The following is a 25405-nucleotide window of genomic DNA, read 5'->3' as shown; positions in this document are numbered from 1 at the left end:
CCGTACGGGCTCGCGCCCCGGCCGTACGGGCTCGCGCCCCGGCCGTACGGGCTCGCGCCCCGGCCGTACGGGCTCGCGCCCCGGCCGTACGGGCCGCGCCGCGGACCGTAGGGGCAGCGTCGGGCCGGTGGTGCCCGCCACCGCCCGCGACTGTGCGGGCGAAGCGGGTCAGGACGGGGTGAGCCGTCCGTCCGGGTCTCGCAACGTGCCCTGCTGGGACGGGTCTTGGAGCATGCGGCGCACCAGGGGCGCCGGCATCCGCACGACCACGGGGAAGGGCAGAGTGAGGTCCCGCACGGCGACGGACGCGGAGCCCGGCCGGCCCCGGCCGCTCACCCGGGCCACCACCCTCACGTCCAGGGTGAACTGCACGAGCGTCGACTCGGACTTCGGTTTGTGCAGCGGCATCGAGCCGGAACCGTGTGCGGCCGCGTCCGTCGCGCCGGCCGCCCGGTCGGCGTGGCCGAGGAACTGGTTCATCCGGAACTCGTCCGCGTTCAGCACCCCCGCGCCGCCCAGCCCCCGTACCGACGTGCCGTGCTCCGCCGCCTGCTGGTGGTCCGTGCCGGTGGGCCGGGGTGCGTCCAGGCTGCTCTGCGCCACCGTCTCGAAGGTCATCTTGTCGCCGACACTCAGCACCCGTCCGCCGCGCAGCCTTGCGTGCAACGAGGTGCGCAGATCCTGCCCGCGTACGCCGGAAGCGTGGACGACCGGCAGGTCGGCCCCGGCCGCCGTCAGCAGCGGCAGGGCGGAGATCAGCCACTCGGTGGAGACCGCCTCGCGCTGGGCGTACGCCGCCGCGTCGCCCGTCCGGCGATAGCGCTCGCCCCCGTGCGCCGCGCGGACCGTGTCGTCGATCACCCGCCGGATCTCGGGCGCCCCGCGGAACCCGTTGACCTGCGCCTCCATCGGCAGGCTCACCCCGCGGGCGTGCCAGGGTCCCAGCCGGCCCTCCGCGGCGTCGTCCGGGCGCAGGAACGCCTGCCCCACCTCGGCCCGCGGCACCGGCCGCAGCCGGGACAGCGCTTCGAGGTCGTGCGCCGGTACGCGGTGGACCAGGGACTGGCCGCCGAGTGTGGCCAGGCCCACCCGGCCCCGGGACGAGTGCAGTTCGAGGGTCGCCTCGATCGGTACGCGCATCCTGACCGAACGGGAGGAGGCCTCCGCCACGGTCTTCACGCCCAGTTGACCCCGTCCGACGGCGACGGACCTGGTCACGTCCGAGACACCGACGCCGAGCCCGCCGGACGCGCCGACGCTCCTGAGCGGGCCACCGCCGCCCTCCAGTTTGCCCGCCCCGGCCACGATGCCCTCGAGGGTGCGTACGTCTCCCGTCTCGGCTCCGCGCGCCCTCTGCGCGGCGGCCGAGGTGATGTACTCCATGTCGCGGCCGTCGGCCGCCTCGCCCTCGGCCGTGCCGGGCCGGGTGCGACGTACGCGGAACACGGCCCAGTACGGCGTGCCGCGACCACGGAACAGCTCGACGGGTACACCGCCGTCCATGGCTCCGGAGAGCAGTGCGGCGGACCCGTCCCGGTCCAGGACGCGCAACAGCCGCTGCATGTTGTCGTTCGGATCGGCCAGTTGGAGCCGGGGGAGCAACGCGTCCGCGAGGCTCCGGTCACGGCGCCCGACGTCGTGCCGCAGCCGTTCGAGCAGGGGGACGAAGTCGGGCAGCTCCTCGATCATGCCGAAGCCGAGCGGCAGGTCTTGGGCCAGGGTGGGAGCAGTCGCCGCCGGGGTCGTCGATCCGCTCGCCCGGCCATCGTGCCGCGACGAGCCGGCCGGCTCGCGTACGGTCCCGTCGTCACGCCCGGTCCGTGGGTCGCCGGCGGACGTCGCCGCGGCGGCCGTGGAGCCGGACGAGCTCACCGCCGGTGTGGAGCCGGACGAGCTCACCGCGGGTGTGGAGCCGGACGAGCTCACCGCGGGTGTGGATTCGCTCCCCGCGCCCCCGGGCACCCGCAGGCCCGCGGCCCGCACCTGTTCCCCGGTGAGCCAGAGCGCCGCCGCGGCGGGCAGCGTCCGCTCGCCCGTCGCCACGTACGGGCCGCCTCCGGTGACCTTGACCTCGCCGACCATACGGACCACCAGGTCGCAGTGGACCAGGTAGAGGGGACGGCCGCGCGGGGTGTGGGCGTTGCGCTCGACGCTGCCGCTCAGAGTCGTCGCCACGGAGGCGCTCTCGCTCAGGCTCCGGCCGGCCGAGACCCCCTCGCCGATCCGCCACCCGGCGCCGTTCTCCGCCCCGAGGAGTCCTCCCTGCACCGAGGTCGTGGTACCGCGGCCCTCCTGCCCGGTGACCTGGTGTCCGCCGAGGACGAACGTCTCGGTTCCCGGTCCCGTGCCCTGTGCCACCACCTCGGGGTTGACGAGGGCGAACCGGGTGCCCACCGCGCCTTCGAGCGCCGCGAGCCTGCGCGGGTGGCGCAGGTTCTTCACCACCCAGCCGGAGGAGACCGCCTGGCGCAGCGCCGAGGTGATGGCCTGGGGGCTGAAGCGTTCCTCGATCGCCAGCCTCGGCGCGAGACCCTCCGTCTGCAGTGCCCGGTCCGCACGCGGCTCGCGGCCACGGGCCGCGGCCTGCGACAGCAGCCGGAAGGCGAGGTCCCGGACCGGGCCGCCGTCTCCCAGGGTCTCCACCAGGGTCCAGTCCCGGACCGCGCGGCCGGTGATCGACCGGGGCGTCATCGTGGACAGGTCACCGATGCCGGACGCGGTGAACCGCCGCTGCGGCGGGCCCAGTTCGGCCGTACGGGTCCTGGTGCGGGCGGTCAGCCGGTCCTTCCCCGCGGTGTCCAGGGTGAACGCGGTCGGAGTGAGCAGGCGTACCTCCTGCTCCGCCGGCGCCAGCGCCTCGGTGTCCGCGCTGGACGCGATGTGTTCGGCCTCGGGCACGTCCCGGCCCGGGGCGCCGGGGGTGAGGGCGCGCCGGGCGGTCCGCTCGCGGGTGGTCATGGTGACATCGACGTCGAGGCGCAGCGCGCCGCCGAAGGAACTGGTGCTCTCACCGCCGTTGGTCAGCACGTCGGTGCGGGTCGTCGGGCCCGCCTGATTGCGCCGGGAGCTGTGCCGGGTCCGTTCGCCACGCACCGAGGCGGACAGCACTCCGGGGACGAGCCGGAACTGGCCGAGCGCGAGTCCGCCGACCGAGCGTGAACTGGAGCGCCCGCTGAGGGAGTTGCTGGTGACACCCGAGTGACTGCGCACCAGCCAGTCCTCGGTGTCTCCCAGATGTCCCGTCTCGCGGAGCGCCCCGACGACGCGGATCTGCACGTCGTGCGCGTGCCACCGGCTCTTGCGCCGCATCCGCACGCGGATCCCCGAGGAGAGCAACTGGTCCTTGTTGACACGCAGGTTGGTCTCCGACAGTACGGTGACGAGCTCGCGGTAGTTGCGGCGCTGGACCTCGGCCTCCGCACGGCTCGCCTCCGCCGCCGGCCCCGGGCCGAACGAGGGCAGATAGCCCGAGAGGCGCGGATCGGCGGCGAAGAGCCGCTCTATGCCGGACAGCAGCGGCCCGGTGTCGAGTTGACTGATCGCGACGCTCGATCCCATGGCTCCGAAGGGCAGATGGCGTTCGGTGTCCTGCCCCGCGCGCGAACTGCCGGCCTCCCCCTCGGCCTCCGCCGTCCGGCCGGACACCGCGGTGTCCCCGGCCCCCTTCTTCCCGGCGTCCCCACGGGCGGGTACGGCGACCATCGGGCCCGCCGTGACACCGTCGGGCAGCGCGAGCCCGAGCGCCTGGGCCTCGTCGGCCCGCAGAGCGACCCACACGTCCATCGAGTGGTGAGCGGCCCGCGTTCCCGCGCGCACCCTCATCGCGGGCGAGAGCGGGCCGGTGCCCTCGACACGGAACCGCACCCGGCCGAAGTAGAGCACCTTGTCGCCCCGGACCTCGGCTCCCTGACGGCTCGACACGGTCTGTTCGGCCACCGTGAACCGCGCCTTGCGGACCCCGGCCGTGGGCATGACCGTCCCGCGCACCGCGGCGGCACCACCCAGGACTCCGAACCCCGCCGCCGGGCCCGCGCCGAAGGTGCCGCCGCGCCCCTTGCCCGCCGAGTGGGACACCGAGTGCTGCGCCTGCTGGTGCGTGCGCAGCTGCGTCCCGCCGATCGGCCACGAGGGCGCCAGGCCGGTGAGGTCCGCGCGCATCCGGTAACTGCCCGTGGCGCTGCCGTCCTTGGCCACCAGGTCCTCGCCCATCACCCAGCCGCCCAGCAGCCGCGGCAGATCCTCCAGCACCGTCGTGGTGGAGGTGGCGTCGTGCAGCCGGGCCCGGCCGGGCGCACCCGGCGAGGTCAGGGAGGGATGCAGTACGGAGCGGACGGTGTCGAACAGCCCGCCACCGCCCGCTTCCGGTGCCGCGGCATCGTCCAGCGCTACCGGGGCCAGGGAGTCCGCGAGCCGCACCCGGTTCGCCGACGGGGCGTCCAGGGGCCGCAGTCGGGCCGGCGCGGGTGTCTCGGCGGTCACGGGTACCAGGTGTTCGGTGGGTACCCGCATCATCAGCGTCCCACCGGCCCCGAAGGTCTGCGCGGTCTCACCCTGTCCCTTGATCCGTACGCCGTAGCGCACCTTCCTCGGTATCTCGACCGAACCCTTGTCACTGCGCAGCACGCGCGGTTCGGAGACGGCCTTGTGCACCCGGGTGTCCGTGGAGGACAGGAACGGCTGCGCGTTGGCCGTCACCGCCCCGCCGAGCCACACACCGGGAACCACCGGCGCCAGCCCGAACGCCATGAAGTTGACACCCTTGCCGGCCGAGCGGCCCGTGCTGTGGCTCACCGCACCCGAGGTGTTGTGCTGGGTGTCCACCTTGACGCCGGCACCCTCGGCCAGGCGCGCGGCCTGGGCCGCCTGCCGGGGGCCGGCCTCCGTGCGGGGAGCGGACCTGCCGTCGTGGTCGTCGGCCCGCTCTTTGCCCCTGCCCGTGGTCCCGGCGTTCTCCGACCTGGCCAGGAGGGCGGCCATGGACTCGACCTGTTGGGCCGCGGCGGCCAGCGCCTTCGCCGCCTCGGGGGAGACGAAGGTCTCGGGCAGGTCGGCGCCGTCCCGGGAGACGGTGACGGTGACGTCGTACCACCCCTTCCCCTCCGGTCCCTCGACGGTGAAGGAGCGGCCCTGTCCGTAGAACGTCTCGGGGCGCCCGGCCAGCTCCTCGCGGATCTCTGCCACCGTGCCGTCGGAGCGTCCGACGACCGTCGTGAGGGTGGTGGAGACGAACTCGTGCCCGGTCAGCCGGTACGCCGTGGAGAGGCCCGGAGCCCGTAACTCCCGCAGATACGGGGGCAGTCCGAGCGGCACATGGGCCGCGGCCGGGGCGACGCCGGCCGGCGGGGGTCCCGGCCGCCGCGCCGGCCGGCCCGAACGTGCCGCGGTGGGACGCGGGCGAGCGGTCCTTGTTCCTTCCCCGCTCTCGTCCTCCTCACGGAGGGCGGGCAGCACCGTGGGCAGCTTGGTGGCGGCTCCGCTCTCCGGCAGCTCCTCGACCGTGGCCGGGACGGCGGGCCCGGCACGCGGAGGAAGCCCGGATCCGGTCAGGCCTTCGACGGCCGGGGACCGCCCGCGCAGTGCGCGCGCCGTCGCGGCGTTCCCCGCGGACCTCTGCAGGGCCAGCAGAGCCTGGGGAGTCATGCCGGGGGCCGTCGTCGCGGACAGTGGGCGCGCCGCCGGAGTCTCGGCGCCGCTCCTGGCGGAGGTGTCGGCACCGCTCCTGGCGGAGGTGTCGGCACCGACAGGCCCCCGGCCGCGGTCGCCCGCACCGCCGTCTCCGCCCGACGTCTGCCGCTGCCTGCGCACTGTGAGCCGTCCCCGTCGCGGGGTGGCAACCCAGCCCCATCGGATCCATCCGCTCGGGAGCGTAACCACCGCGGCGGCCACCCGGGGAGAAAGATCTCGGACTCCGGCGGATGGACGCCCGCCGACCACCGAGGGGACGACGGGAGTACACCCGGGCTCCATGTCCGGTGTGCGAGCGGTCATTTCGACCAGGGTGGAAAGTCGTTGCCGCCCGCCGGCCGAGGCACCCACTGTGGCGGTGTTGACAACGAACCACACCCACAGGGGGATCCCTCATGCGCCGTATCCCGATCCCGGCCGTCATCGCCACCCGCGCCGCGACACTCGTCTTCCTCGCCCGGACGGGCGGGACTGCCCGCCTCGGCCCGATGCTGACCTCACGCGAACGGGCCTGCGCGAAGGGCCCCTGAAGCGGGGCGCCCGCGCGGCTCAGTCCTTGTCGGCGCGCAGCGCGGCGAGGGCCCGGTCGGCGTGGGCGCTCATGCGCAGTTCGCTGCGGACGACCTCCAGGACCGTACGGTCCCGGCCGATGACGAAGGTGACGCGCTTGGTGGGGGCCAGCGAGAAGCCGCGCTTGACGCCGAACCGTTCGCGGACCGACCCGTCGACGTCGGACAGCAGCGGGAAGCCCAGGCCGTTGCGCCCGGCGAACTCCTGCTGCCGGTCGACGGTGTCACCGCTGATGCCCACCGGCCGCGCGCCCGCGGCGGCGAACTCGGCCGCCAGATCACGGAAGTGGCACGCCTCGGCGGTGCACCCCGCGGTGAGGGCGGCGGGGTAGAAGAACACCACCACCGGTCCGTCGTCGAGCAGTTCGGACAACCGCCGGTCCGTGCCCGTCTCGTCAGGAAGGACGAAGTCCTCCACCTTGTCGCCCACTTCGACCGTACGTGTCATGACCGGCCCTCCCCACTCCTAGCGACGCCACGTGCCCACAGCACCAGCGGTACCTGCAACGGAAGCCGGGCGAGTGCCGCGGCCTTGAGCGGCGCGGGACGGTGACGCCAGTCCACGGCCATCTGCACATTGGCGGGGAACACCCCGACGAAGAACGCGGCCGTGGCCCGTGCGGCGGCACGCCGTGTCCGGGGCAGCGCCACCCCGGCGGCCAGCGCGAGTTCGGCGGCCCCGCTCACGTACGTCCAGGTGCGGGGCGATCCCGGCAGCGCGCGTGGAATCGTCGCGTCGAACTGCCTGGGCGTCACGAAGTGACCGACCCCCGCGGTCGCCAGCAGACCGGCGAGCAACAGGGCTGAGCGTTCCGACCGTGGCACGGTTCCTCCTCCTGGGGCCTCCGCGAGATATTACTGGACGGTAAGAGGGGGCGCGGAGGGCGGTTCCGTGCGGTCGAACGGACCTGTCGCGTCGTCAGTGTGCGGCGCGGACGCCGTCGAGGGCGACGGTGAGGACGCGGTCGCGCTGGGCGTCGTCGAGGAAGTTCGTCGAGGTGATCCCGGCGACCATGCGCAGGAGGTCGTCGAAGTCCATGTCCGTGCGGGCCTCGCCGGCCATCTGCGCCCGCTGGAACAGCGGGCCGCCCGCCTGGTACATCGAGTCCCGGCAGGCCAGGAAGATCTCCGACTCGTTGTCCAGGGCCTCACGGATGGCCCGCTTGGTCACGGTGTAGTCCACGAACCGGCGCAGCCAGGAGGTCAGGGCCGCCCAGGGTTCCTGGGTGGCGACGTCGCGCGCCATCCGGCACAGCGCGTCCACCTCGTCCGCGTAGACGCTCTCGAAGAGATGGCGGCGGGTGGGGAAGTTCCGGTAGAGCGTGCCGATGCCGACCCCCGCACGACGGGCGATGTCCTCCAGGGACGCCTCGGCGCCGTTCTCCGCGAAGGCCTCCCGCGCGGCGGCCAGCAGGGCGTCGTAGTTGCGAGCGGCGTCCTTCCGGTGCGGACGCTGGGACGCCACGATCCCGCTGATGGAGAGCGGCTGGGCCGTCACGAGTGCCTCCCGGCAGCGAAGAGGTTGTACCGGAGGTGAGCCTCCGGTACAGTGGAGGTATACCTCCACTTTAGCAGTCGGGGCTACGTTCCCGTCGTTGCGTGCGGCCGCAGGCGACGACGACGTGCCCGTGCCCCCTGTTGACGGGCAGTGGGCCCTGTGCCGCCCGCGCCGCCCGTCCGTCCTCCTCCGTTCCCCGGCGACCGCTCCATGCGCTCGCCCCACGCTCACGGCCGCCCGTCGGCCCTCCCTGTCGTACGACCACGGCCGGTCGATCCCGGCCGCATCCTGTTCCGAGAGGCTTTTCCATGCCCAGGAAGTCCACCCGCCTCACCTTCGCGGTCCTCGCGACCGGCGCGGGGGTGTTCTCCATGCTCCAGTCGTTGATCGCGCCGGCCCTGCCGACCGTCCAGCACGCGATGCACACCTCGCAGTCCACCGTGACCTGGGTGATGACGGCGTACCTGCTGTCCGCGTCCGTCTTCACCCCGATCCTCGGCCGGGTCGGGGACCTCGTCGGCAAGAAGCGCACCCTCGTCGCCGTCCTCGTGACCGTGACGCTGGGCTGTCTGCTCGCCGCGCTCGCGCCCTCCATCGGGGTACTGATCGTCGCCCGGGTCGTCCAGGGGATAGGCGGCGCGCTGTTCCCGCTGTCCTTCGGCATCATCCGGGACGAGTTCACCGCGGCCGAGGTCGGCCCGAGCATCAGCAACCTGTCCGCCGTGATCGCGGCGGGCGGCGGCGTCGGCCTGGTGGCGGCCGGCCCCATCGTGTCGGCCCTCGACTACAAGTGGCTGTTCTGGCTGCCGGTCGGCGTGGTCGCGGTGACCACCTTGATCGCGTGGCGCTGCGTTCCCGAGTCCCCGAAGCGCGCAGAGGGGCGCGTCAGCTGGCTCGGTGCCGTACTGCTCTCCGGCTGGCTGGTGGCCCTGCTGCTGCCGCTCAGCCAGGCGACCCACTGGGGCTGGGGATCGGACCGGGTGATCGGCCTGTTCGTCGCCGCCGTGGTGCTCTTCGCGCTGTGGCTGTACGCCGAGGCCCGCTCCAGCAGCCCGCTGATCGACCTGAACGTCATGCGGCTGCCCGCGGTGTGGACCACCAACGCCGCCGCCCTGCTGTTCGGCGCCGGCATGTACGCGATCTGGTCCTTCCTCCCCGGCTTCGTGCAGACCCCCCGCTCCGCGGGCTACGGCTTCGGGGCCAGCGTGACCGGGGCCGGACTGCTCATGCTGCCGATGCTGATCGCGATGTTCTGCTCGGGCGTGCTGAGCGGCCGGCTGGAACCGGTGCTGGGCGCCAAGAGGCTGCTCACGACCGGTGCCGCGCTCGGCGCCGTGGCCTGCGGCTTCCTCGCCGCCTGGCACGACCAGCAGTGGCAGGTGGCCTTCGCCGCGGGTGTCTTCGGCCTCGGTATCGGACTGGCCTTCGCCTCGATGGCCAACCTGATCGTCGGCAGTGTGCCGGCCGAGCAGACCGGCGCCGCGACCGGGATGAACGCCAACATCCGTACCATCGGCGGATCGATCGGCGCGGCCGTGACCAGCGTCCTGGTGACCGGCCGCCTGCAGCCCTCGGGCCTGCCCTACGGCTCCGGCTACACCCACGGATTCAGCCTGCTCGCCCTGCTCTGCCTCGGCGCCGCGCTGGCCGCCCTCCTCGTGCCGGCCCGGCGGACCGGCCGTATGCCCGGCGCCCGCGCCGTCTCCGACCCGCCGAGCACGGAGGCCGAGACCGTCGTGTCCGGCGTGCGGAACTGAGGCGGACGGACGACGGCGCCGGGCCGGTACGGCAGGGCCGGGCTGGTACAGCCGGGTCGTACGGGTGGGTCGTGCCGGTGGGGCCGGGCTGGTACGGCAGGGTCGTTCTACCGGTGGGACCGGGTCGTACGACCCGGTCCCACCGGTGGGGCGGCGCACGCATCACCTCGCCGGTGCGGACGGCGTTCCGGCGAGGTGAGGGTGTCCTGGCCTTCGAGGCGGCGCCTCGACGATACGGGAAGATGCTTGTCCTACTGTGCTACCGAGGCGTGACTCCGAACGGGCGGCGCCCTCACCCGACCCGGTGAGCGGCCGCACGGGCGCGTACCACCGGCGCACGCGCAGCCGTTGCTCCGTCATGGACAGCACACACACGTCCCGGCGACGCCGTCCGGAGGAGGGCTTCGCGGGCCGGCCCCCCGCCGAGCCGGCGGCCGGCCACCCGACGCACCCGCCGATCTACGCCCAACTGGTCGCGGAATGGCGGTCCGAGGGCCGTACGGTCCCGGAGCGCCGCGAGGTCTTCGAGGTGCTGTGGGCGTCCTTCGCCGCCCCCGACCCGTCGGAGGGCGAGCCGCGGCCGGCCGGCTCCCAGGCGGTCCACCGACGGGTGGGACCCCCCTCCCGGCCGTCGGACGTCCGGACGGAGCCGGCCCCGGAGAAGGACGTGGGCGAACAGGTGCCCGCCGTGCCCGTACCGCGCGGCCTTCCGGGCCGCTGACGCCCGCTGTTCCTCCGGAGTCTCAGCACTCCCGCGAGGGCGCCAGGACGGCGAGGGTCCCGTTGGCTTGTTGCAGGGCCAGCTCCAGGGAGGGGGCCGAGTGGAGTTCCCCGGTGCCGTCCGGTGGGATGAGCCACTCCAGGAACCCCGCGGAGCGATAGGGCGGGGGCACCGCGACCCACGACCCCTTGCCGGCGTAACGGATACCGGATCCGACCCAGCGGCTCTCGGGATCCGGTGCCAGGAAGAAGCCCACGCGGCGGGCCGCGGTGTCCACCAGGGTCGGACCCGGCGCGTGCAGGGGGTCCTGCCACAGGATGTCCAGGGCGAGCAGGCCGAGTTGCTCGGGAACGCTGAGGACGTCCCAGAACCGGCCGGCCTCCAACAGCGCGGTTCCCGGCTCCTGATCCCATTCCCGCTTGCAGGCCCGAGGGTCCGAGGCCGCCGCCGCGAGCCACTCGACGGCTTGCCTCCACGCTGCATCCGGCATGACCAACTCCCGCGTCCTCACAGGCTGTTCGGGCGTGTGCGGGGCGACACCCGGATGCGGGAGCGCACCCGGGCGCCGACCCGGCGTGTTCATGCTGGTAGATATTTCTATTCTTCGGAAGGGGTGGCGCGGTCTGGCGTTTACCGCCGGGCCGCTCGGGTGTCGTCCGCAGGGTCCGTGGCGGGCGACCGCGAGCCCCAGGAGGACGACGGTCAGGGCCCCGCGGACGGGTGGTGACGGCGCGGTGTACGGCCGTGACCGGCGCGCGGGCGGGGCGGGCGTGGCGACATCCGCTCCCGGTCAGGACCGCGACGGTGATCCCGTGTCGGGGGCAGGGGGACGGGACAGGGGGAGAGGGGGACAGCGAACCGTCGACCCTGGCGTCCCGGAACCCCGGCGGGGACGGCCGGGCAGGCCCGGCACGCCCGGCAGGAACAAAGAGCTTGAGAGCGTCGGGTCCGCCCGGACGTGATCCCCAGCATGTTCTCTCGCAAGAACCGCCGACCGAAGTCCGCCGACCTGCTGAAGGCATGGGAGTGCCTCGACGCCGGAGACATGCCCGGCGCCCTGCGGGTGGTGAAGAAGGGCGCGGAGACCCTGCCACTGGCGGAGACGGCACTCGTGGCGGGCCGGGCCGCGGGAATGGCCGGCTTCGACGACCTCCGGGCCGCCGCCGGGGCGCTGGCCGCGGATCCCGGGAAGGGGCAGGCGCTCTACGACTTCGGGTACGCCTGTGTCGAACGCGGGCTCTCCGCCCTGGCGATACCCGCCCTGCGTGAGGCGCTGCGCGCAAACCCGGGCGCCCTGATGGTGATGCGGGAGCTCGTGTCCGCGTACGAGCGCGAGGGCCGGCACGGCGAGGCCGTCGAGGTGTTGACGCGGTACGAGAACGACTTCGCGCAGTGGCCGGACCGCTACCTCCTCGTCCACAACGCGATCATGTCGGGTGACCTTCCGCTGGCGAGGCGCCAGGACGCGCTGCTGCCGGACCCGACGGACCCTCGCTGGGGGCCCACGCGTGACCGGCAGCGCCGGATGCTGGAGCGGGCCGCGAGCGCGGAGCCGGTGAGCCCGCTCGACGTGACCGACCTGCGCGGCTGGCAGTTCGTGATGGGCGGCACGGTCCTCGGCACGCTCTCGCCGTTCGGCTTCGGCGCCGGGATGACCGGCCGGTACGCGTGGCTGCGGGACTCCTACGGCCAGTGCCTGGAGGGCCTGCTGCGGCTGAGGGCGATGCTGGACGCCACCGAGGTGCGCCCCCGGTCGGTGTCGCTCCTGCCCGACCGCGACAGCCGGATCCTCGGTCTGGCCGCCGCCGAGGTGCTCGGCCTTCCGGCGGAGTCCTTCGCCCCCGGGCGGGAGGACACCGTCGTGGTCGCGTACGACCTGAACGGGCTCGCCGAGGCCGACGGGGGCCCCGAGATCCTGGGGCAGCTCTTCGACCGCGCCCCGGGACAGGTGCTGCACGAACACGCGAGCAACTGGACCGACGTCCCGGTGGTCACCGCCGACAGTGTCACGCTGCTGCACCAGGCGGTCGTGGCTCCGTGGGGCGAGCAGACGGGTGCGGGGGAAGACGGCGGTGTGGAGCGTGGGGTGGCCGACGACCGGCCGGTGGAACGGATCGCCGCCGAGATCGTGGCAGCCGATCCTGTGCCGGGGGAGGGCGACGGCGAAACGCCCGCTGACCCGCTCGGCCCCTTCACCGACTTCGTGGCGGCGGTCCACGGCTCCTGGCTCCGGGGCGACCGGGCCCGGCTGATTTCGACCGGCCCGGTCCCCAGCGCCAGGTTCGCCTGACCGGGCCCGGCCCCAGGTGCGCCCGGCACGCCGGGAATGCGATGAGGGGGGTCGCTGTTACACCCCACGTAGCTGGCATGCGCGAGTCAAGATCCTCGCGGTGCGGGCGGAAGGAGGACCTCATGGCACGCAGCAGCGCGCGTCCCGTCGTCACGCTGAGGTCGACGGCCGAGACCGGCGTCACCTACGTGACACGCAAGAACCGTCTCAGCGATCCCGACCGGCTCGTCCTGCGCAAGTACGACCGGGTGGCGGGTGAGCACGTTCCGTTCCGGGAGGAACGCTGAGTCGATCCCGGCATGGCCGGGTGGGCAGTGGCAAGGAGGGAACACACATGAGGCCCCGTATGCATCTTCATCCCGAATCCAGGCCGGTCGTCTTCCGTGACCGGGCCGCGGACGTCGCGTTCCTGACGCGTTCGACGGCGGGCTCGTCGAGGACGATCGAGTGGGAGGACGGCAACACCTACCCGCTGATCGATGTCGAGATCTCGTCGGCCAGCCATCCGTTCCACACCGGGAAAGCGCGGGTCGTGGACAGCGCGGGCCGGGTCGAGCGCTTCGAGCGCCGCTACGGCCGCGCGGCCGCGCCGCGGCACTGACCGCGGGCCCGCTTGCCCAGCAGAAGGAGAGCAGAGCTGTGAAGGTACGTAATTCCCTGCGCTCGATGAAGTCGAAGCCCGGCGCCCAGGTGGTCCGCCGGCGCGGTGTGACCTTCGTCGTCAACAAGAAGAACCCGCGTTTCAAGGCCCGCCAGGGCTGAGGAAGCACCGGGGGCGGACAGAGTGACGGCCGGCCCGGTCCTCGCACGGTGCGAGGACCGGGCCGGCCCCATGTCACAAGGCCGAGACCACCGCGTGGTGCGCGACCCCCGTCGATTCTCCGGAGCGGGGTACTCACGGGAGCGGACGGCGCCGGGTTGAGTAGCCGTACTCATGCCCGGTGGCCCCGGTGGCCCACACCATGGACCTCACGCGGCACGACGTACACCGCACGCTGATCGACCGTCAGCTCTTGTTCGGAGCAGAGAACTTGGTGTGCGTCGTACCGAAACGGCCCCGCGTGTGCGGTGGTCGGTCCGTCGGCCTTCTCGTCATGGGGGAATCACATGTCCAGGCGCCTCGTCCTGTCCGCGCTCGCCGGTGCCGTCGTCCTGGGTGGAGGCGCCGCTGCCACCGTCGCCCTCGTCGGGACCGCCGACGCGGCCGGACCGACGGGAGATCCGGTCATCGCGAAGTCCTCCTCGGACCCCGTGGTCCTCGGGAGCGGCGGGACCCATGCCTTCACCTTCACCACCTCCGTGTCCGACGACTCGGGCATCAGGAGCGTGAAGGTCCTGGCCTGGCCGAGGAGTTCGCACCTGGCCCCCAAGGCGTCGGAGATGGCCCACGTCGAGAGCGCCACGTGCAAGGCGTCCTCGGCGACCACCTCGGTGTGCGCCTACCGGTCTCAGGTCGACGGGAAGGACGCCGCCGACCTCCCGACCGGTACGTGGTACGTGGCGGTCCTCGTCACCGCCAAGGACCACGGCGCGGCGTTCTCGGCGAAGGCGTCGACCTTCACCGTCACACGTCACGCGGGCTGAGTGCCACCCGAAAGGTGCCGGTCGGGCGACGGCCCCGCGGGGGAACGGGCCGCCGCCACGGCCGCGTTGTGCCCCGCGACGCTTCTCCGCTATAGTCGATCTTGAGCACGCCGCCGGATCTCCGGTAGCGGGCCCGGCGTTGGTGGTCCAAGGAAAGACGCCCCGCTTCCTGCGGGGAGATGCAGGTGCAAGGCCTGCCCGGCGCTCCACACGGCCCCGCCCTCCGATTCGGAGGGCGGGGCTCAGGTGTTTTCCGGCTCCCCTGCGGTACGCGCCTCACGGTGCGGACGTCGCTCCCGGGCCCGCGTGCGGACGGCGCTCGTGTCACGTGCCGGTCGGCGGCGGGAGCGCGCCGGACCCGCGGATCGGTCTGGTCCGGCCGACGCGGAACCGCATCGCACCCATGGGACTCTTGGGCCGGTCGAGGCTGCGGAGACGGCTGACCACAGCCCCCACGGCGCGTGTCGGCAACATACCGGACAAAATTGTTGACAATCTTCTTGGCCTGGATTTACGTTCGACAGGCACTCACTCAGGGAGGGCACGATGCCGAAGGAAGCCCGTCCGGGCACCGGCGAGCAGGCCAGGAAACACGCGCTGGCACAGCTGCGGCAGGCCATCCTGCTGGGCGAGATGGCACCGGCCCAACGGCTCGTGGAGAACGAACTCGCCGAGCGGTTCGACGTCACCCGGGCCAGCGTCCGGGCCGCGCTGATCGAGCTGGAGTCGGAGGGACTCGTCGAGCGGATCCGCAACCGCGGTTCACGTGTGCGGGTGGTGACGGTCGAGGAAGCGGTGGCCATCACCGAATGCCGGATGGCCCTCGAAGGCCTGTGCGCGGCCAAGGCGGCCGTCGCGGCCACCGAGGACCAGCTCACCGAACTGGCCGGCCTGGGAACGGCGATGTCGAAGGCGGTCGCCGACGGTGAGCCGTTGGTCTACTCCGGGCTCAACCACGAACTGCACGCCCGGATCAGGGAGTTCTCCGGCCAGCGGGTCGCCGTGGAACTGCTGGAGCGGCTCAACGGACAACTGGTGCGCCATCGTTTCCAGCTCGCGCTGAGGCCCGGACGTCCCCAGCAGTCCCTGAGTGAGCACCTGGCCATGATCGAGGCGATCAGGGCCCGGGACCCGCAGGCGGCCGAAGCGGCCGTCCGCGGCCACCTCGCGGGAGTCATCGACGCACTGCGCCAATGACGCCCCGGAGGTGGGCCGACCGGCCTGTCCACCAAGGAGATGCGAGCCATGACGCACGGCAAGGCGCCCACCACCCCACGATCGACGCTCGTCATCACCGCGCACGCCGGGGACTTCGTCTGGCGGGCCGGGGGAGCCATCGCCCTGGCCGCCTCCCGAGGAGAGAAGGTGACCCTCGCGTGTCTCACCTACGGGGAGCGCGGTGAGTCCGCCCGAGCCTGGCGCGAGGGCAGGAAACTGGCGGAGATCAAGGAGATACGCCGTACCGAGGCCGAGGCGGCTGCCGCCGTGCTCGGCGCCGAGGTCCGCTTCCTCGACGCGGGCGACTACCCCCTGCCGGTGACCCAGGACCTGACCGACCGTCTCGTACGGATCTATCGCGACACCCGGCCCGACGTGGTGCTGACCCACCCCCGGGACGACCCCTACAACGGCGACCACCCGGCCGCCGCGCGGATGGCACTGGACGCGCGCGTCCTGGCCCAGGCCATCGGGTACCCGTCCGAAGGCGAGGTCATCGGCGCCCCTCCGGTGTTCTTCTTCGAGCCGCACCAGCCGGAGATGTGCGGCTTCAGGCCGGAGGTCCTCCTCGACATCACCCCTGTGTGGGAGACCAAGCGCGCGGCCATGGAGTGCCTGGCCACCCAACAGCACCTGTGGGAGTACTACACCGACCTGGGAAAGCGGCGCGGCGTGCAGCTCAGGCGCAACGCGGGTCCCAACCTCGGCCTGCCCCACACCACCTACGCCGAGGCCTACATGCGCCCCTACCCACAGGTCACGGAGGAACTGGCGTGAGCGGTCTGATCATCACCAATCCGCCGCGCGCGCACGCCCAGGACGTCGAGGCGCTCGCCGGCCACGGCGTGGCCACGGTGCACGAGGGCATGGGCCGGCGAGGCAGCCTCGGCCCCGGCTTCCGGCCCGTCCAGCAGGACGTACGCGTCGCGGGCACCGCGGTCACCGCACTGTGCCGGCCCGGCGACAACCTCATGATCCACGCGGCCGTCGAGCAGTGCGCGCCGGGCGACATCCTCGTCGTGGCCACCACCTCGCCCTCCACCGACGGCATGTTCGGCGACCTGTTCGCCACCGCGCTCCAGCACCGCGGAGTGCGCGGCCTGGTCATCGACGCCGGAGTGCGCGACACGGCCGGCCTGCGCGCCATGGGCTTCCCCGTGTGGTCGACCGCGGTGTGCGCCCGGGGCACGGTCAAGGCCACGGCCGGCTCGGTGAACGTACCCGTCGTGCTGGGCGGCCAGATCGTCCGGCCCGGGGACGTGATCGTCGCCGACGACGACGGCGTGGTGTGCGTGCCCCGCGAGCAGGCGGGCGCGGCCGTCAGGGCGGCCGAGGCGCGCGCCGCCAAGGAGGACGCCACCCGAACCGCCTTCGCCGGGGGCCAGTTGGGCCTGGACCGCTACGGTCTGCGCGAGACCCTCGTACAACTGGGGGTGCGGTACCTGTCCTACGAGGAGTGCGCCCCCGACGTCCGCGACGGAACCGTGTCATGAGCGCGGGCGAGGAGGTGCGCTGCATGCTCATGCGGGGAGGTACCTCGAAGGGCGCCTACTTCCTGGCCGACGATCTCCCGCCCGTTCCCGGCGCACGCGACGATCTGCTGCTGCGGGTCATGGGCAGCCCCGACCCGCGCCAGACCGACGGCCTCGGCGGAGCGCACCCGCTGACCAGCAAAGTGGCCGTGATCTCCGCGTCGGCCGGCCCCGGGGCGGACGTCGACTACCTGTTCCTCCAGATCGGCGTCGACCGGCCCGAGGTCTCCGACCGGCAGAACTGCGGCAACCTGCTCGCCGGGGTCGGCCCGTTCGCGGTCGAACGCGGACTGGTCGGGGCGGGGGAGGAGCGGACCTCCGTACGGATCCGCATGGTCAACTCCGGGGACCTCGCCGTCGCCACCTTCGCGACACCCGGCGGGCGCGTCGACTACACCGGTACGGCCGAGATCTCCGGCGTGCCGGGCGCCGCCGCCCCGGTGACGGTCGAGTTCCCTCCGGGACCCCGTCCGCTGCTGCCCACCGGGCACGCCCGCGACACCGCGGCCTCCACTCCGGTGACCTGCGTCGACAACGGGATGCCGACCGTACTGATCGCGGCGTCCACCTTGCACGTCACCGGATACGAGGAACCCGGGGACCTGGAGGTGGACCACGCGCTCGCCGGACGACTGCGGGCGATCCGGCTCGAGGCCGGGAAGCTGATGGGCCTCGGTGACGTGGAAGCGGCCACCGTTCCCAAACTCACTCTGCTCGCGCCGCCGTTGCACGGGGGCGCGGTCATGACCCGTACCTTCATCCCGGTGCGCTGCCACCCCTCCATCGGTGTGCTGGGCGCCGCCGGCGTCGCCGCGGGCCTGCGCGTCGGGGGCGGGGTGGGCGAGGGCATCGCCCGGCTGCCCGCCCACGGGGACCTGCTGCGTATCGAGCACCCCACGGGATTCCTCGACATCGAGGCCGCCCTCGACCACCGATCCGCCACCCCGGTGGCCCGGCGCACCGCCGTCGTCCGCACCGCACGAAAGATCTTCGACGGCACGGTCTTCGCCCGCCCGGCCGCAGCCGCGGCCCACCTGTGAGGAGGCCAGGATGGCCCCGCCCCTTCGTGACATCGCCCACCTCGGGCACGTCGAACTGCTCACCCCGGACCTGGACGCAAGTCTGCGGTTCTTCACCGACTATCTGGGCCTGACGGTCAACGGCAGGCACGGCGACTCGGTCTACCTGCGGACCTGGGACGACTACGAGCACCACAGCCTGGTCCTCACCGCGCACGAGACCTCGGGCTTGCGCCGCACCGCGCTGCGCGCCTCCAGCGAGGAGGCCCTGCGGCGCAGGGTCGGGGAGTTGGAGGCGGCTGGCCACGCGGGGCGCTGGACCGAGGACGAGCCGGGACTCGGCCCGCTGTACGTCACCAGCGACCCCGACGGCCACGAGGTCGCCCTGTACTGGGAGTCGGAGTGGTTCCGGGCCCCGGACGGGCTCAGACCGGGCCTGAAGAACCAGCCCCAGGCCAAGCCCGGCCACGGCGTGGGCGTACGTCGTCTGGACCACGTCAACTACCTCGCGGCCGACGTCGCCGCCAACGCCGACTTCCACCAACGCTTGCTCGGCGCCCGGCCGACCGAGCAGATCCGGCTCGACACCGGCCGGATCGTCGCGAAGTGGCTGACGTTCACGGACAAGTCGTACGACGTCGTCCACACGGAGGACCGGACCGGCTCGCGCGGGCGGCTGCACCACATCGCGTTCGCGACCGACACCCGCGAGGACATCCTGCGCGCCGCCGACCTCGCCCTGGACACCGGTGTGTTCATCGAGACGGGCCCGCACAAGCACGCCATCCAGCAGACGTTCTTCCTGTACGTCTACGAGCCGGGCGGCAACCGCGTCGAACTCTGCAACCCGCTCACCCGGCTCGTCCTGGCCCCCGACTGGCCGCTGATCACCTGGACCGAGGCCGAGCGGGCCAAGGGGCAGGCATGGGGTCTGAAAACCATCGAGTCCTTCCACACCCACGGCACACCACCTCTCGACCAGGCCCAGGACACCTGACCCGGGTTGACCCTCGACCTTGTGCAGGGCCCAGAGTGCTGGGTGTGGAGAACGACATGCGCAGCATTGGCGAGATGGCCCGCGACAGCGGTCTGGGTGTGAGCGCCCTGCGGTTCTACGACCGTGCCGGTGTGCTGGTCCCGGCCTGGGTGGATCCGGTGAGCGGCTATCGCTGGTACGAACCCGAGCAGCTCGAGGAGGCCCGGCTGCTGGCCCGCCTGCGCCGGTCCGGGATGCCGCTGGCGGACGTCCGGCTGGTGCTGGCCAGCTGGTCCGGCGCGGACACCGATCTGGTCCGGAAACTGCTGACGGCGCACCTGCGCCGCCTCGAACAGGGACTGTCCGATGCCCGCGGCGAGTTCTCCGCGCTCCGAGCCCTACTCGATCACAGGGAGAACGTCATGACTCCGCTTCGCATCGCCGCCGTCCGGCTGTCCGTCGCCGCGCCCGAACTGGCGGCCGCGCTGGACACGGTTCGTTTCGCGGTGAGCACCGACCCGGAGCTGCCGATGCTCTGCGGGGTCCTGTTCGACATCGAGGGCGAGAGCCTTCACGTCGTGACCACCGACCGGTACCGGATGGCCGTCGCGCGGGCCGGTGTCGCCGGGCACGACGGGAGCCGAGTGCAGGTCGTCGTGCCCACCCCGCTCGCCGACGCGATGCGGGCGCTCCTGGACGGCGAGGGACCCGTGCGGCTGCGTGTCGACGGTGACCGCGTGACACTGGAGACTGGGGGCAGGCAGGCAGCCGGTCAGTGCCTCGACCACGATTTCCCCGACTACCGGCGTCTCCTCCCCCGGGTCCCGGGGCGCCGCGCGGTCGTCGAGGTGGCGGCCTTCCGGGAGGCCCTGGAGAGCGGTCCGGTCCGTTCCGGAGAATCCGGAGCGCACGACCTCAGCGTGCTCAGGGTGGAGGATGGCGGCACGATGACGCTCTGCCCCGAGGGTGTCGAAGACCCGAACCGCGTCGCCGTCAACCGTGAGTTCCTGCTGGACGCGCTGACCGCCGGGGCCGGGGACCGACTGATCGTGGAGCTCGACACCCCCACGACGCCGATCGCGATCCGCCGGCCCGACGACGAGGGCACCTTCTCGATCCTGATGCCGGTCCGCCTGGAGGACTGACGGTACGTTCGCCGTGACCCGGCCCGCCCACGGTCCGTCAGCTTCAGGACACCTCGTTTTGAAGGCCAGGGATCAGCGTGCCGCCCACGCCTCCACCGCGGTCGTCACCGGCGCTCCCGTACGCGCCGACTCTTCGATGGCCAACGCCAGCAGATGATCCTGGCAGCCCTCGGCCAGCGGATACGGTTCGGGGCCGGCGTCCCGGACCCATGCCCCCGTACGGCACAGCAGGTCCACCACGGCGAGGTCGTCCTCGGACAGACTCGCGCCCAGATAGTCGTTGCGCCACACCACTCGTCCGTCGAACGAGATGTGGTGCACCTCCGCCCCTTCGAGATTGAGATCCGTCCCGGTTCGGCGACGCATCAGCGGGGACTCCACGGGCGTGCGCGGACCGGCCATCCGTACCACCATGTCGTCCACCATCTCGCCGAGCGAGCCGCGTACCACGATCCGGCGGGCGCGCAGCGGATTCCACCACTGGTTGTCGGTGAAGTCGTACAGGCCCGTGAGGGCCCCGCCGAAGTCCAGGAGAGCGAGGGTGTTGACGGCGTCCTTGGGCGTGAGGTCGTCCGACCAGCCGGCGGGGGACAGCGGATCGGCCAGCGGGGCGCTGAAGGCCCGAGCCGTCACGGTGACGGGCCCGTCGGCGACACCCAGCGTGTGCCGGATCAGCGACATCGCGTGATACATGTGCGTCGAGGACACTTGGACGGATGTGACCTTGCCGATCACGCCCTCGCGCACGAGGGCCGTGCGAGCGGCGTGGCCGGGCATCAGGGGGTACTGTTCGGCGACTTGGACGAGTCCGCCGCCCCCGGCGCGTGTCGCGCCTCCCACGGCATCCCACAGCTCCCGAAGGCCGCGCACGTCGGGCGCCGGCGGAGTCTCGGCGAGGACCGGTACCTCATGCTCGACCAGTTCCTTCACGACCTGCGGCGTGATCTCCCACGGCACCGAAGGGATCACGAACTCCGGTTCAGCGGCGCACAGTTCGCTGACGGTCCGGAAAGCGGGTACACCCCACTCCGCCCTCACCCGGGCGGCGCGTTCGGCCGAACGCGTCACGACGCCCGCCACCGCCAGCCGCTCGGGCAGTACCCTCGCCAGCCGGGCGAAGAAATCGGCCCGCCACCCACTGCCCACGATGCCGAACCGTACGGGTCCTGTCCTCAAGTGTCCGTTCCTCCCTGCATCCGTGCCCCGTGTCCAGGGGCCGCTTCGTCATCCCCGGCGGGCGCACGACGACGCCTCCGGCCTCTGCGCGCGTGTGCCGGGAGGGCACGCGGCAGGCCCTGTCCGGTGAGTCCCACGGGGCCGACCCTGGCCCGTAGGTCGGGGGATCGGCGCGAGGGAGTGAGGGCGGGGCGCGACGTGTTCCCGCCCCGCCCCGCCGCCCGGCCGTGGCCGGGGTCAGTCCTTGAGCCGGTCGATCTGGCGGATCTTGTTGGTGGCGTCCAGGGCGGCGACCTTGTAGGACTCCGCGAGCGTCGGGTAGTTGAACACCGCGTCGACCAGGTAGTCGACCGTGCCGCCGCATCCCATCACCGACTGGCCGATGTGGATCAGCTCGGTGGCCCCGGTGCCGAAGCAGTGCACACCGAGCAGTTTCCGGTCGTCCGGGGAGACCAGCAGTTTGAGCATGCCGTGCGAGTCGCCGATGATCTGGCCCCGGGCCAGTTCGCGGTAGCGGGAGACACCGACCTCGAAGGGCACGCAGTCCTCCGTGAGCTGGTCCTCGGTGCGCCCGATGAAACTGATCTCCGGAATGGTGTAGATGCCGATCGGCTGGAGGTCGTGCATCGGGTGCACCGGTTCGCCGAACGCGTGGTACGCCGCCGTGCGTCCCTGCTCCATCGAGGTCGCCGCCAGGGCCGGGAAGCCGATGACGTCGCCGACGGCGTAGATGTGCGGCACCTCGGTGCGGTAGTTCTCGTCGACCTTGATCCGGCCGCGCGGGTCGGCGGACAGACCCGCCTTGTCCAGGTCGAGTTCGTCGGTGAGGCCCTGCCGGCCGGCGGAGTACATCACGGTGTCCGCGGGGATCTTCTTGCCGCTCTCCAGGACGGTGAGCGTGCCCCCCGGATGGTGTTCGACCGCGGCGACCGTCTCCCCGAAACGGAAGGTGACGGCCAGGTCCCGCAGGTGGTACTTCAGGGACTCGATGATCTCGACATCGCAGAAGTCGAGCATCGTGGACCGCTTCTCGACCACCGTGATCTTGCTGCCGAGGGCGGCGAACATGGAGGCGTACTCCATGCCGATCACACCGGCCCCGACGATGACCATGGAGCGCGGCACCCGCTCCAGGTTGAGGACGTTGTCCGAGTCCATGATCGTGCGCCCGTCGAACTCGACGGACGCGGGCCGGGCCGGCCGGGTGCCGGTGGCGATCACGATGTGCTCGGCGGTCAACAGCTTTTCGTTGCCGTTCGCCTCGGTCACGGAGACGGTGTGGTCGTCCACGAAGCTGCCGGTGCCGGCGAAGAGGGAGACGTGGTTGCGGGAGAGCTGATTGCGGATGACGTCGACCTCGCGGCTGACCACGTGCTGGGTGCGCGCGGTCAGGTCGGCGACGGTGATGTCCTCCTTGAGCCGGTAGCTCTGGCCGTACATGTCGCGCTGGGTGAGACCGGTGAGGTAGAGGACCGCCTCGCGCAGGGTCTTGGAGGGGATGGTCCCGGTGTGGATGGACACCCCGCCGACCATGTCGGGCCGGTCGACGACGGCGACCCGGCGGCCGAGCTTGGCCGCGGCGATGGCGGCTTTCTGCCCACCGGGGCCGGATCCTATGACAAGCATGTCGAAGTCGCGCACTCTGCGGAGTCTGTCAGGCCGAAGTCCCTCCCCGGAAGGGTGAATGGGCAACGGACCGCTCCGCCAGGGGAAAAATCCGGTGGTCAACGCACCTGACGCCGGAGACGGACGCATCGTACGACGGGGGTCGGCGCCCGGAAGGCCGCGCGCCTCACCCCGGACGTCAGCGCACCAGACACGGGCGCTTCGCGTCGAATTCCCACCCGGGGACCAGGAAGCGCATCCCGACGGCGTCGTCACGTGCCCCCAGCGCCTTCTCCCGGTAGAGGTCGTGGGCCGCGAACAGCCGGTCCATGTCGATACGGACCCCGAGCCCGGGGGCGTCCGGCACGGCGATCTCCCCGCCGACGATCCGCGGCGGCTCGACGGTGAGCCGCTCCAGCCCCTCCTGCCAGATCCAGTGCGTGTCCAGGGCGTTGTAGGCGCCCGGCGCCGCTGCTCCGCAGTGGGTCACCATGGCGAGCGAGATGTCGAAGTGGTTGTTCGAGTGGCAGCCCCAGGTGAGTCCCGTCGCGTGGCACAGCTGGGCCACCCGCACAGAGCCCCGCATGGTCCAGAAGTGCGGGTCGGCCAGCGGGATGGAGACCGACTGAAGCGCCAGGGCGTGGGTCAGCTGCCGCCAGTCGGTGGCGATCATGTTGGTCGCCGTGGGCAGACCGGTGGCACGCCGGAACTCGGCCAGGATCTCCCGCCCCGAGTAGCCGTCCTCGGCCCCGCAGGGGTCCTCGGCGTAGGCGAGGGTGCCGACCAGGGGTGTGCACAGCTCCACCGCCTCGCGCAGCGACCACGCCCCGTTCGGGTCGAGGGTGATCCGCGCCTCGGGGAAGCGGTCCTTCAGGGCCCGTACGGCCTCGACCTCCTCGGCGCCCCGCAGGACACCGCCCTTGAGCTTGAAGTCCCGGAAGCCGTAGAGGTCGTACGCGGCCTCGGCCTGCCGGACGATCGCCCCGGGGGACAGGGCCTCCTCATGGCGGATCCGGTACCAGTCCACGCCGGCGTCGGGTTCGCGGACGTACTCCAGGTCCGTGCGGTCGGGGTCACCTACGTAGAACAAGTAGCCGAGGACCCGTACGGAGTCACGCTGCTGCCCGTCGCCGAGCAGAGCCGCGACGGGTACGTCCAGGTGCTGCCCGAGGAGGTCGAGCAGCGCCGACTCGACGGCCGTGACGGCGTGGACGGTGGTCCGCAGGTCGAAGGTCTGGGCGCCGCGTCCGCCGGAGTCCCGGTCGGCGAACCGGGCCCCGATCTCCCGCAGGACGCGCTGGTAGTCACCCACCTTGGCCCCGACGACCAGCGGCCCGGCGTCCCGCAGGGTCCGGGTGATCTTCTCCCCGCCCGGGACCTCGCCGAGCCCCGTACGGCCCTCGGAGTCCGTCAGGACGACCACGTTGCGGGTGAAGTAGGGGCCGTGCGCACCGGAGAGGTTCAGCTCCATGGAGTCCCGTCCCGCGACCGGATAGACGGAGAACGCGGTGACGGTCGGCCGGCTGATGCCCATGGTCTTCGGATCCCTTGCGTACGGAGTGAGTCGGGGGAGGAGGTGCGGGGTGGCGGAGGCGGAGCGCCGGGGCGGTCAGACGGGTCGGGGCGCCGCTTCGGCCAGGAGCTGCCCGGCCTCGAGGATCTTCGCGAGAACGGCGAGGTCATCGGGGCCCGGGTCGGTCAGCGGTGCCCGGACCGGACCGACGGGCAGGCCGCGCAGCCGGGCGGCGGCCTTGACCAGCGAGACGGCATAGCCCGGCACCCGGTCGCGCAGTTCGACGAGCGGGACGTAGAACTCCCGCAGCAGCGCGGTCGTCCGCTCGTCGTCCTGGTCCCGCAGGGCGCTGAAGAAGGCGTTCGCGATGTCCGGCGCGAAGGCGTGGACCGCGGAGGAGTAGGCGGGCACACCCACGGTGGCGTAGGCGCGGGCCTGGATCTCGGCGGTCGAGGCGCCGTTGAAGAACAGGAAGCCGTCGGGCGCGGCGAGCGTGAGCCGCTGGAGCCGGTCGAGGTCGCTGTGGCCGTCCTTGAGGCCGATGACCGTGGGGATGTCCGCGATCCGGCGCAGGCTCCGGGCGTCGAAGGCGACCTGTCCCCGTTGGTAGGCGATGAGCGGCAGGGACGTCCCGGCGGCGATCCGGCGCAGCTGCTCCACCAGGCCGTCCTGCGGGGCGGCGACCAGGTAGTGCGGCAGCACCAGCGCGGCGTCCGCGCCCTCCTCCTCCGCGATCCGGGCGAACCGCAGCGCCTGTGCCCAGCCGTAGCCGATTCCCGCGACCACCGGCAGCCGCCCGTCGGCGATCTCGACCGTGGTCGCGACGACCGAGCGGTACTCGTCCTCGTCCAGGGAGAAGAACTCGCCGGTTCCGCAGGCCGGGAAGACCGCGCCCGGTCCGGTCGCGAGCTGGGCGGTCAGATAGGCGCGGTACGACTCAGGGTCGAGGCTCCCGTCGTCCCGGAAGCTCGTGAGGGGGAAGGACAGCACCCCGCCCGCCATGCCGTCCCGCAGCCTCCGCGTCACGTCCTCGGTCCCCGTGCTGAACCGTGCCATCATTCTCATCCTCATATGCAGATGACGTTTATGTATGCAGATGAAGATTAGGTGGGTGAAC

23 protein-coding genes are annotated in these 25405 nt (G+C 72.4%); 14 read left to right on the top strand and 9 right to left on the bottom strand.

What is annotated here, in order from left to right; genetic code table 11:
* Nucleotides 1-168 precede the first annotated feature (168 nt).
* Nucleotides 169-5640 (bottom strand): hypothetical protein, encoded by a 5472-nt coding sequence (locus ACFVTC_RS35150; RefSeq protein ID WP_390132604.1) that lies wholly within the window; start codon nt 5638-5640, stop codon nt 169-171.
* A 440-nt stretch (nt 5641-6080) separates the two neighbouring features.
* On the opposite strand from ACFVTC_RS35150, the gene ACFVTC_RS35145 reads away from it, so the two are divergent.
* Entirely contained in the window at nt 6081-6215 is a 135-nt protein-coding gene (locus ACFVTC_RS35145) for a hypothetical protein (protein WP_390132602.1), read from the top strand.
* Nucleotides 6216-6234: 19 nt separating this feature from the next.
* On the opposite strand, the gene ACFVTC_RS35140 is transcribed toward ACFVTC_RS35145, so the two are convergent.
* The 3 genes from ACFVTC_RS35140 to ACFVTC_RS35130 form a co-directional block, all read right to left on the bottom strand.
* A complete protein-coding gene (locus tag ACFVTC_RS35140; protein ID WP_390132600.1) occupies nt 6235-6702 on the bottom strand; it encodes a peroxiredoxin in 468 nt (155 codons plus the stop codon).
* Nucleotides 6699-7079: a DoxX family protein gene (locus ACFVTC_RS35135; protein ID WP_390132598.1), complete on the bottom strand. Its 381-nt coding sequence runs from the start codon at nt 7077-7079 to the stop codon at nt 6699-6701. Before ACFVTC_RS35135 ends, ACFVTC_RS35140 begins: the two co-directional genes overlap by 4 nt.
* A 94-nt stretch (nt 7080-7173) precedes the next feature.
* Nucleotides 7174-7752: a TetR/AcrR family transcriptional regulator gene (locus ACFVTC_RS35130; protein ID WP_390132596.1), complete on the bottom strand. Its 579-nt coding sequence runs from the start codon at nt 7750-7752 to the stop codon at nt 7174-7176.
* Nucleotides 7753-8060: 308 nt separating this feature from the next.
* On the opposite strand from ACFVTC_RS35130, the gene ACFVTC_RS35125 reads away from it, so the two are divergent.
* Nucleotides 8061-9509 carry an MFS transporter gene (locus ACFVTC_RS35125; RefSeq protein ID WP_390132594.1) on the top strand — a complete coding sequence of 483 codons (1449 nt, stop codon included), beginning with the start codon at nt 8061-8063 and terminating at the stop codon, nt 9507-9509.
* A 358-nt stretch (nt 9510-9867) separates the two neighbouring features.
* Nucleotides 9868-10230 carry a hypothetical protein gene (locus ACFVTC_RS35120; RefSeq protein ID WP_390132592.1) on the top strand — a complete coding sequence of 121 codons (363 nt, stop codon included), beginning with the start codon at nt 9868-9870 and terminating at the stop codon, nt 10228-10230.
* Nucleotides 10231-10252: 22 nt separating this feature from the next.
* On the opposite strand, the gene ACFVTC_RS35115 is transcribed toward ACFVTC_RS35120, so the two are convergent.
* On the bottom strand, nt 10253-10720 hold the full coding sequence (locus ACFVTC_RS35115; RefSeq protein ID WP_390132591.1) for a hypothetical protein: 468 nt from the start codon (nt 10718-10720) through the stop codon (nt 10253-10255).
* A gap of 480 nt (nt 10721-11200) precedes the next feature.
* Between ACFVTC_RS35115 and ACFVTC_RS35110 the strand changes: the two genes are divergently transcribed.
* From ACFVTC_RS35110 to ACFVTC_RS35060, 11 genes are all read left to right on the top strand, one after another.
* Nucleotides 11201-12520: a tetratricopeptide repeat protein gene (locus tag ACFVTC_RS35110; protein ID WP_390132588.1), complete on the top strand. Its 1320-nt coding sequence runs from the start codon at nt 11201-11203 to the stop codon at nt 12518-12520.
* Nucleotides 12521-12642: 122 nt separating this feature from the next.
* Nucleotides 12643-12807: a 50S ribosomal protein L33 gene (gene rpmG, locus ACFVTC_RS35105; RefSeq protein WP_390132586.1), complete on the top strand. Its 165-nt coding sequence runs from the start codon at nt 12643-12645 to the stop codon at nt 12805-12807.
* A 59-nt stretch (nt 12808-12866) separates the two neighbouring features.
* The gene (locus ACFVTC_RS35100; protein ID WP_390132584.1) at nt 12867-13121 is read left to right on the top strand and encodes a type B 50S ribosomal protein L31; all 255 of its coding nucleotides are present in this window, start codon (nt 12867-12869) and stop codon (nt 13119-13121) included.
* Nucleotides 13122-13159: 38 nt separating this feature from the next.
* A complete protein-coding gene (gene ykgO, locus ACFVTC_RS35095) occupies nt 13160-13282 on the top strand; it encodes a type B 50S ribosomal protein L36 (RefSeq protein ID WP_148014371.1) in 123 nt (40 codons plus the stop codon).
* A 345-nt stretch (nt 13283-13627) separates the two neighbouring features.
* The gene (locus ACFVTC_RS35090; protein ID WP_390132582.1) at nt 13628-14104 is read left to right on the top strand and encodes a DUF5707 domain-containing protein; all 477 of its coding nucleotides are present in this window, start codon (nt 13628-13630) and stop codon (nt 14102-14104) included.
* A 546-nt stretch (nt 14105-14650) separates the two neighbouring features.
* On the top strand, nt 14651-15301 hold the full coding sequence (locus tag ACFVTC_RS35085; RefSeq protein WP_390132580.1) for a GntR family transcriptional regulator: 651 nt from the start codon (nt 14651-14653) through the stop codon (nt 15299-15301).
* Nucleotides 15302-15349: 48 nt separating this feature from the next.
* A complete protein-coding gene (locus tag ACFVTC_RS35080) occupies nt 15350-16099 on the top strand; it encodes a PIG-L deacetylase family protein (protein ID WP_390132578.1) in 750 nt (249 codons plus the stop codon).
* Nucleotides 16096-16815 (top strand): 4-carboxy-4-hydroxy-2-oxoadipate aldolase/oxaloacetate decarboxylase, encoded by a 720-nt coding sequence (locus ACFVTC_RS35075; protein WP_390132576.1) that lies wholly within the window; start codon nt 16096-16098, stop codon nt 16813-16815. The genes ACFVTC_RS35080 and ACFVTC_RS35075 overlap by 4 nt, the downstream gene beginning before the upstream one ends.
* On the top strand, nt 16812-17894 hold the full coding sequence (locus ACFVTC_RS35070; RefSeq protein ID WP_390132574.1) for a 4-oxalomesaconate tautomerase: 1083 nt from the start codon (nt 16812-16814) through the stop codon (nt 17892-17894). The genes ACFVTC_RS35075 and ACFVTC_RS35070 overlap by 4 nt, the downstream gene beginning before the upstream one ends.
* A 10-nt stretch (nt 17895-17904) precedes the next feature.
* Nucleotides 17905-18870, top strand: coding sequence for a catechol 2,3-dioxygenase (locus ACFVTC_RS35065; RefSeq protein WP_390132572.1), 966 nt, complete (start codon nt 17905-17907; stop codon nt 18868-18870).
* Nucleotides 18871-18926: 56 nt separating this feature from the next.
* Complete coding sequence (locus tag ACFVTC_RS35060) at nt 18927-19994, top strand: MerR family transcriptional regulator (RefSeq protein WP_390132570.1); 1068 nt, start codon at nt 18927-18929, stop codon at nt 19992-19994.
* A gap of 72 nt (nt 19995-20066) precedes the next feature.
* Here ACFVTC_RS35060 and ACFVTC_RS35055 read toward each other — a convergent pair whose 3' ends face one another.
* The 4 genes from ACFVTC_RS35055 to ACFVTC_RS35040 form a co-directional block, all read right to left on the bottom strand.
* Nucleotides 20067-21170, bottom strand: coding sequence for a Gfo/Idh/MocA family protein (locus ACFVTC_RS35055; protein WP_390132568.1), 1104 nt, complete (start codon nt 21168-21170; stop codon nt 20067-20069).
* A gap of 237 nt (nt 21171-21407) precedes the next feature.
* Nucleotides 21408-22811, bottom strand: a complete 1404-nt coding sequence (gene sthA, locus ACFVTC_RS35050; protein WP_390132566.1) for a Si-specific NAD(P)(+) transhydrogenase — start codon at nt 22809-22811, stop codon at nt 21408-21410.
* 163 nt (nt 22812-22974) lie between these two features.
* Nucleotides 22975-24303, bottom strand: coding sequence for an enolase C-terminal domain-like protein (locus ACFVTC_RS35045; protein ID WP_390132773.1), 1329 nt, complete (start codon nt 24301-24303; stop codon nt 22975-22977).
* Between the two features lie 81 nt (nt 24304-24384).
* Nucleotides 24385-25344, bottom strand: coding sequence for a 5-dehydro-4-deoxyglucarate dehydratase (locus tag ACFVTC_RS35040; protein ID WP_390132564.1), 960 nt, complete (start codon nt 25342-25344; stop codon nt 24385-24387).
* Between the last annotated feature and the right edge of the window lie 61 nt (nt 25345-25405).

Source organism: Streptomyces sp. NPDC057950 (genome assembly GCF_042887295.1).
In the GTDB taxonomy this organism is placed as follows: domain Bacteria; phylum Actinomycetota; class Actinomycetes; order Streptomycetales; family Streptomycetaceae; genus Streptomyces; species Streptomyces kaempferi.
Note: the sequence above shows the minus strand (reverse complement) of the source record. Positions and strands in the feature narration are given on the sequence as shown.